The sequence below is a fragment of the Microbacterium sp. 5K110 genome (assembly GCF_005774735.1).
Taxonomy (GTDB): Bacteria; Actinomycetota; Actinomycetes; order Actinomycetales; family Microbacteriaceae; genus Microbacterium.
Genome location: NZ_VBUM01000122.1, coordinates 1 through 7,646 on the forward strand (window position 1 = coordinate 1; position 7,646 = coordinate 7,646).

General features: G+C 66.5%; 9 protein-coding genes. 5 read left to right on the plus strand and 4 right to left on the minus strand.

Going from position 1 to position 7,646, the window contains the following annotated elements; all coding sequences use genetic code 11:
• Window positions 1–6: 6 nt before the first annotated feature.
• Window positions 7–411: a pilus assembly protein CpaE gene (locus FE256_RS16975; RefSeq protein WP_138178015.1), complete on the plus strand. Its 405-nt coding sequence runs from the start codon at window positions 7–9 to the stop codon at window positions 409–411.
• Between the two features lie 60 nt (window positions 412–471).
• Here the strand turns inward: FE256_RS16975 and FE256_RS16980 are convergent, their stop codons facing one another.
• Entirely contained in the window at window positions 472–1,677 is a 1,206-nt protein-coding gene (locus tag FE256_RS16980; protein WP_138178001.1) for an MFS transporter, read from the minus strand.
• A 386-nt stretch (window positions 1,678–2,063) separates the two neighbouring features.
• Here FE256_RS16980 and nrdH point away from each other — a divergent pair, with 386 nt between their 5' ends.
• The 4 genes from nrdH to nrdF are packed head-to-tail and all read left to right on the plus strand — an operon-like array spanning window position 2,064 to window position 5,908.
• Window positions 2,064–2,297: a glutaredoxin-like protein NrdH gene (gene nrdH / locus FE256_RS16985; RefSeq protein ID WP_022878810.1), complete on the plus strand. Its 234-nt coding sequence runs from the start codon at window positions 2,064–2,066 to the stop codon at window positions 2,295–2,297.
• A gap of 37 nt (window positions 2,298–2,334) precedes the next feature.
• Window positions 2,335–2,757, plus strand: a complete 423-nt coding sequence (nrdI, locus tag FE256_RS16990; protein WP_138178003.1) for a class Ib ribonucleoside-diphosphate reductase assembly flavoprotein NrdI — start codon at window positions 2,335–2,337, stop codon at window positions 2,755–2,757.
• 11 nt (window positions 2,758–2,768) lie between these two features.
• Window positions 2,769–4,901 carry a class 1b ribonucleoside-diphosphate reductase subunit alpha gene (gene nrdE / locus FE256_RS16995; protein WP_171024399.1) on the plus strand — a complete coding sequence of 711 codons (2,133 nt, stop codon included), beginning with the start codon at window positions 2,769–2,771 and terminating at the stop codon, window positions 4,899–4,901.
• A gap of 32 nt (window positions 4,902–4,933) precedes the next feature.
• Window positions 4,934–5,908 carry a class 1b ribonucleoside-diphosphate reductase subunit beta gene (gene nrdF, locus FE256_RS17000; protein WP_138178007.1) on the plus strand — a complete coding sequence of 325 codons (975 nt, stop codon included), beginning with the start codon at window positions 4,934–4,936 and terminating at the stop codon, window positions 5,906–5,908.
• 211 nt (window positions 5,909–6,119) lie between these two features.
• Here nrdF and FE256_RS17005 read toward each other — a convergent pair whose 3' ends face one another.
• The 3 genes from FE256_RS17005 to FE256_RS17015 form a co-directional block, all read right to left on the minus strand.
• Window positions 6,120–6,296, minus strand: coding sequence for a YegP family protein (locus FE256_RS17005; protein WP_138178009.1), 177 nt, complete (start codon window positions 6,294–6,296; stop codon window positions 6,120–6,122).
• 73 nt (window positions 6,297–6,369) lie between these two features.
• Entirely contained in the window at window positions 6,370–7,296 is a 927-nt protein-coding gene (locus tag FE256_RS17010; protein ID WP_138178011.1) for a nucleoside hydrolase, read from the minus strand.
• Window positions 7,293–7,646 (minus strand): carbohydrate kinase family protein (locus tag FE256_RS17015; protein WP_138178013.1); only part of this gene is annotated, 354 nt, incomplete at its 5' end. The genes FE256_RS17015 and FE256_RS17010, both read right to left, overlap by 4 nt.

The following is a 7,646-nucleotide window of genomic DNA, read 5'->3' on the forward strand; positions in this document are numbered from 1 at the left end:
GATGCCATGATCTCGACCGAGATGGCTCTGGCCCTGCGCGAGGCGGGGCTCGTGTGGCATCCGCGCTCGGGCGACCGGTTCCAGCTGAACGAACCCGAGTTCGAGGCCGATGTGTTCACCGTCAGTGAAATGACGGTGGAGCCGCGGGAGTACCCGACCGGGCGGATCCTCGCGTTCAACGGAACCACCGAGTGGGCGCTGGATTCCGTCGCGACCGAGGACGCGCTCTGGCTGCCGTCGGAGGCGCACCTGCGGGAGTTGCTGCGGTCGTCGTTCCGGTCGTTGCGTCGACTGTCGGACACGTACGAGGTCGAGATCTCGATCACGGGCACCACCCTGGTCTTCGATCACCCCGAACCCGCCGACGCCTACGCGCTCGCCGTGCTGGAGATGCTCCGTCGGCTGCGCTGAGCGCCGCGTCGCCGTACCCCGTGCGGGGGGTGGGGCCGGCGTGTGGGCACCGGTCGCGCGTCAGGTGATCGTGGGCACCGGTTCGGTGTCGGGGATGGGGCTCGCGTCGCGGTGGCGCAGGTCGGGGAAGCCCCGGACGAACAGTGCGGCGACCCCCAGTCCGAGGACGGCGAACGCCGCGGCGGCGACGTACGCCCCCTGCGGCCCGACACCGTCGACGAGGAAGCCGGCGACCGCGGATCCCGCCGCCGCACCGATGAGCTGGCCGGTTCCGATCCAGCCGTACGCCTCGGCGGTCTCGCTGAACCGGACGCTCGCGGAGGTCATCGCGAACATGACGGCCAGAGCGGGGGCGATGCCCGCGCCGGCGACGAGCAGCGTCGCCCCGAGCCACCATGCGTTGAGCGAGACGATCGTGAGGCTGAGGCCGACGGCGACGATCGCGAAGCGACGCGCCATGGCCCACGGGCCGATGGGGATGTGCCCGAACGCGAGGCCGCCCGTGAGGCTGCCGACGGCGAACACGGCCAGGACGAGACCGGCTTCGAGGCCGCCGTGGTCGAACGTCGCCACCACGCCGGCCTCGACGGCCGCGCACGCGCCGATGAGCAGGAACCCGGTCGCGGTCGCGAGGATGACCGGCGGTTTGCGCAGCACCGTGCCCAGCGCCCGACGGCTGCGGGGGATGCGCACGCGCCCGACCTCGGGGCTGAGGATGAACCACGCGCCCCCGCCGAGGAGGATCACGACGATGAGCAGCAGGGCCGGGACGGTGCCCACCTGTGTTCCGACCAGTGTGATGAGCACGGGCGCGAGCACCCAGATGATCTCTTGCAGCGACGCGTCCAGCGAATACAGCGGCGTCAGCTGGGAGGAGTTGACCATCTTGGGGTAGATGGTGCGCACGGCCGACTGGACCGGGGGAGTGGAGAGACCGCCGATGAGGCCCAAGACCATGTAGACCGGCAGCGGCACGACCAGGAGGGCGATGGAGGCGATCGCGGCCGCGCAGATGAGGAGGGTGACCGTCAAGACGCGCCGCATGCCCCAGAGACCCATCCAGCGGCTCGTCACGGGCCCGGCGATGGCCTGGCCGACGCTGGTGGCGGCCAGGACGAGGCCCGCCGCGCCGTATGAGCCGGTGACGTGCTCGATGTGCAGGAGCACCGCGAGGCTGATCATGCCGTTGGGGAACCGCGCCGTCAGCTGAGCGGCGATGATGCGCCCCACGCCCGGGGTTCTGAGAAGTACGCGGTAGCCGGCCACCGCACCACGCTATCCCCTGCCTCCGACACGGGTGACGTCGCCGTCCACGACCGCCGAGTCCGACACGCCGCGACACGCCGGGCGGAGATATCCACCGCCTGTGCGATGTCGGAGCCCCCGTCTAGCGTCCGAGCTGTGGATGGATCGTGGGAGAAGGCACGAGATCCGCGGAACGGCGGGTCTTGATGACATCCAAATGAGGGCTCCGCCTGTGGATGAAATCGTGGACAACCTGTGTTGTACATGGGGAGAGCGGTGGAAAATCACACTCGTGTAACTACTACCCCTTGTGGTTCCCCCCGATGTCCGTCCCCATATGTAGTATTGAGCTCCCGGCCCGCTCCCAGCGGTCGGATGACGATTTTCCAGGGGAGAGAGAGAACGAAATGGCGATCACGGTCTACACCAAGCCGTCTTGCGTCCAGTGCAACGCGACGTACCGCGCACTCGACTCGAAGGGCATCGAGTACAACGTGCTCGACGTCACCGAGGACCCCGCGGCCCTCGAGCAGGTCAAGTCGCTCGGGTACCTGCAGGCCCCCGTCGTCATCACCGACGAGGACCACTGGTCGGGCTTCCGCCCCGACAAGATCGACGAGCTGGCCTCGCGCCTGGCCTGATCCCGGACGGGCTCAGAGGGTTCTCGTGAGCGCTGTCATGTCGGAGACCGAGGCTCCGCTGCTCGTCTACTTCTCGAGCGTGTCGGGCAACACCGCACGTTTCATCGAGAAGCTCGGCAAGCGGGCCGTCCGCATCCCCCTGCGACCGACCGACCCGCCGCTTCACGTCGACGAACCCTTCGTGCTGGTCACCCCCACCTATGGCGGGGGTGTCGGCCGGGGCGTCGAGAAGGGCGCCGTCCCCAAGCAAGTCATCCGCTTCCTGAACGAGGAAAGCAACCGACGGCATATCCGCGGAGTGATCTCCGCAGGCAACACCAACTTCGGCGACGCCTTCTGTCTCGCCGGAGACATCATCAGCCGCAAGTGCTCTGTGCCGCACTTGTATCGCATCGAGGTATTCGGCACACCAGAAGACGTCGAGCGCGTCACCGAAGGATTGGAACAGTGGTGGAAGTAGGGCTGAGCGACGTGGACTTCAAGACCGAGGCGCGGTTCGAAGGGCTGGATTACCACGCCCTGAACGCGATGCTGAACCTGTACGACGCGGACGGCAAGATCCAGTTCGACGCCGACAAGCGGGCGGCGCGGGAGTACTTCCTGCAGCACGTCAACCAGAACACGGTGTTCTTCCACTCCCTGAAGGAGCGTCTCGACTACCTCGTCGAGAAGGAGTACTACGAGCCCAAGGTGCTCGACAAGTACTCGCTGGAGTTCATCCAGGAGCTCAACGACCGTGCCTACGGCAAGAAGTTCCGCTTCGAGACCTTCCTCGGCGCGTTCAAGTACTACACGAGCTACACGCTGAAGACCTTCGACGGCAAGCGCTACCTCGAGCGTTTCGAGGACCGCGTCGTCATGACCGCCCTCGCCCTCGCCGACGGCGACCCCCGCCTCGCGGTGCAGCTCGTCGACGAGATCATCTCCGGTCGCTTCCAGCCCGCCACCCCGACGTTCCTCAACGCCGGCAAGGCGCAGCGCGGCGAGCTCGTGTCCTGCTTCCTGCTGCGTATCGAAGACAACATGGAGTCGATCGCCCGCGGCATCAACTCCGCCCTGCAGCTGTCCAAGCGCGGCGGTGGCGTGGCCCTGCTGCTGTCGAACATCCGCGAGTCGGGCGCCCCGATCAAGCAGATCGAGAACCAGTCCTCGGGCATCATCCCCGTGATGAAGCTCCTCGAAGACAGCTTCAGCTACGCCAACCAGCTCGGAGCCCGCCAGGGTGCCGGTGCGGTGTATCTCAACGCGCACCACCCCGACATCCTGCGCTTCCTCGACACCAAGCGTGAGAACGCCGACGAGAAGATCCGCATCAAGACGCTGTCGCTGGGTGTCGTCATCCCCGACATCACGTTCGAGCTGGCGAAGAACGGCGAGGACATGTACCTCTTCTCGCCGTACGACGTCGAGCGCGTCTACGGCGTGCCCTTCGGCGACGTCTCGGTCACCGAGAAGTACCGCGAGATGGTCGACGACCCGCGCATCAAGAAGACGAAGATCAACGCGCGCGAGTTCTTCCAGACCCTCGCCGAGATCCAGTTCGAGTCGGGCTACCCGTACATCATGTTCGAGGACACGGTGAACAAGGCCAACCCGATCAAGGGTCGGATCAACATGTCCAACCTGTGCTCGGAAATCCTGCAGGTCAACACCCCGACTTCGTACAACGAGGACCTCTCGTACGCCGAGATCGGCAAGGACATCTCCTGCAACCTCGGTTCGATGAACATCGCCCTGGCGATGGACGGCCGCGACCTCGGCCTCACGGTCGAGACCGCGATCCGCGCCCTCACCGCGGTGAGCGACCAGAGCCACATCGCCTCGGTCCGTTCCATCGAAGACGGCAACGACCGGTCGCACGCGATCGGCCTCGGGCAGATGAACCTTCACGGCTACCTCGCTCGCGAGCACGTGCACTACGGCTCCGAAGAGGGCATCGACTTCACGAACATCTACTTCTACACGGTGCTGTTCCACGCCCTCCGGGCCTCGAACCGCCTCGCGATGGAGCGCGGTGTCGCCTTCGACGGGTTCGCCGACTCGACCTACGCGTCGGGGGAGTTCTTCGACAAGTACACCGACCAGGTGTGGGAGCCGCAGACCGCCAAGGTCGCCGAGCTCTTCGCCGGCATCCCCGTGCCCACCCAGGACGACTGGCGCGAGCTCAAGGCATCCGTCCAGCAGCACGGTATCTACAACCAGAACCTGCAGGCCGTCCCGCCGACCGGTTCGATCTCGTACATCAACAACTCCACGAGCTCGATCCACCCGATCGCCTCGAAGATCGAGATCCGCAAGGAAGGCAAGCTCGGCCGCGTCTACTACCCGGCGCCGTTCATGACGAACGAGAACCTGGAGTACTACCAGGACGCGTACGAGATCGGCTACGAGAAGGTCATCGACACGTACGCCGCGGCCACGCAGCACGTCGACCAGGGCCTGTCGCTGACGCTGTTCTTCAAGGACACCGTCACCACGCGCGACATCAACAAGGCCCAGATCTATGCCTGGAAGAAGGGCATCAAGACGATCTACTACATCCGCCTCCGTCAGCTGGCGCTCGAGGGCACCGACATGACCGAGTGCGTCTCGTGCATGCTTTGATCCGCTGATCACGAATTCTTATTGAGGACACCATGGCTGAGAAGCTGCAGTTGCTGAACCACGTTCAGGCCATCAACTGGAACCGCATCCAGGACGACAAGGACCTCGAGGTCTGGAACCGTCTCGTCAACAACTTCTGGCTGCCCGAGAAGGTGCCGCTGTCCAACGACATCCAGTCGTGGAACACGCTGACGCCCGACGAGCAGACGCTGACGATGCGCGTCTTCACGGGTCTGACGCTGCTCGACACGATCCAGGGCACCGTCGGGGCGGTCTCGCTCATCCCCGACGCGATCACCCCGCACGAGGAGGCGGTGTACACCAACATCGCGTTCATGGAGTCGGTGCACGCCAAGAGCTACTCGTCGATCTTCTCGACGCTGTGCTCGACGAAGGAGATCGACGAGGCGTTCCGCTGGTCGACCGAGAACGAGTTCCTTCAGAAGAAGGCGCACATCGTCATGGACTATTACCGTGGCGACGACCCGCTCAAGCGCAAGGTCGCTTCCACGCTGCTGGAGTCGTTCCTGTTCTACTCGGGCTTCTACCTGCCGATGCACTGGTCGAGCCGCGCCAAGCTCACGAACACGGCAGACCTGATCCGCCTGATCATTCGCGACGAGGCCGTGCACGGCTACTACATCGGCTACAAGTTCCAGCGCGGACTGGAGCAGGTCGACCAGGCCCGCCGCGACGAGATCAAGGACTACACGTTCTCGCTGCTGTACGAGCTGTACGACAACGAGGTGCAGTACACGCAGAGCCTGTACGACTCGGTAGGCCTGAGCGAGGACGTCAAGAAGTTCCTCCACTACAACGCCAACAAGGCGCTGATGAACCTCGGCTACGAGGCGATGTTCCCCGCGTCGGTGACGAACGTGAACCCGGCGATCCTGTCGGCCCTGTCGCCCAACGCCGATGAGAACCACGACTTCTTCTCGGGGTCGGGTTCGTCGTACGTCATCGGCAAGGCCGAGGCGACCGAGGACGACGACTGGGACTTCTGACCCGGTGGTGACGAAGGGGCCCCGCGCGAGAGATCGCGCGGGGCCCCTTCGTCTGTGATGCGGCCAGCGACCGCTGGTGCCCAATGGGCGCCGTACCTCTGTGGTGGCCGGGTCGTGCGCAATCCTTCGTGCGCGACCCGAATACCTCTCCGCGCATGGTCGAGGCGACCGGCCTCCCGGGCCGGGATCGCCAGCGGGACGCGGGTCAGGATCAGGTCAGATCGTCGGTGTCGGAATCCGCGTTCGCCTTCACCGAGGCGATCCCGTTCAGAGCGGATGCCTTCGACTCGTAGGCCTCGCTCGACGCGATGACCTGACCGTTGCCCGCCTTGAGTCGGAACCGGAACTTGCCGGCCTTGTCGCTGTACAGCTCGTACTTTCCTGCCATGATTTCTCCCCCATTGGAGTGCCGTCGGACGAGGCCATCATGTCGTCGGGGAGCGGTGTGCGCAACGGGGCATTCAGCCCGGCCACTCCCGCGACTCGAGCCGCTCGATCAACAGCTCGACGGCCGACCCCTCCATGCCGCGCACCCACCGCTGCGTGGACGACGCGCGCGACGACACCGTGCGCCCGCGCTCCCCGCCGGAAAGCCGCACCTCGATCTGACCGCTGGCGACGCTGAGTCCCCGCAGTGCCCCCGCGGCGACCATCGCGGCCAGCGGATCGTGCAGCGCGCAGCGGCGGTCGGGGAAGACGCGGTTCTCGTAGAAGTCCAGATACGCGGGCAGCATCCCGGCCAGCGCCTGCGGCACGGCACCCGGGATCGCTTCGAGGCGCACGAGGTCGGTGGCATCCAAGGTCTGCGTCATCGTGACGTCGAGCGGAACGGCGGTGATGTCCCAGTCCTGCGCGAAGACGACCGCGGCGGACTCGGGGTCGTTGTGGATGTTCGCTTCGGCCCACGCGGTGACGTTGCCGGAGTGGGCGAACGCGCCGCCCATGACGACGAGCCGATGGAACGCGGTGACGCCGGGAGCCTCGGCGTAGGCGGCGAGATTGGTGAGCGGGCCGAGGGCGAGCACCGTGAGATCCGGATTTCGGGAGGCCAGGTGATCGATGAGTTCGACCGCGGCGCGGGTGTCGGGGGAGCGGTCGGCCGCGGCCCACGCGATCCCGCCGACGCCGTCTTCCCCGTGCACGTGCGGAGCGCCGCCGGCGTAGGCGCGGCCGCGGAAGTCGTGCGCGCCCACGGCGACGGGGATGTCGTGGACACCGGCGAGCTCGAACAGCGACAGGGTGTTGGCGGCGGCGCGGGCGGCATCCGTGTTCCCGGAGACGGTCGTGACACCCACGATCTCGACGGTGGGCTCTGCGAGCAGGTACGCGAGGGCGAGCGCGTCGTCGATGCCGGTGTCGCAGTCGACGAGGATCGGGCGGCGGGTCATCGGGTCACCCCGTAGGTGTCGAGCGGCTCGAGCGCGGGCTGCGAGGCGTCGTCGGCGACGGCGGCGGCACCCACGGCGCACGCGCGGGCCAGCGCCGCGGTCTCGTCGTCTCCGCGGAGAAGGCCCACCACCAGCGCGGCGCAGAACGCGTCGCCGGCGCCCACGGTGTTGCGCACCGTCGTGGTCACCCCCGGCGCTTCGGCGACGAGCGTGCCGTGGCGGTACAGCCGCGCCCCCACGGCGCCGAGAGTGACGCACAGCAGCGGAGCATCGTGCACTTCGGGGAGCTGCGCGTACTCGGTCTCGTTCACGATGACGAGGTCGCAGCGATCGATCACGCCGTGGGGGAG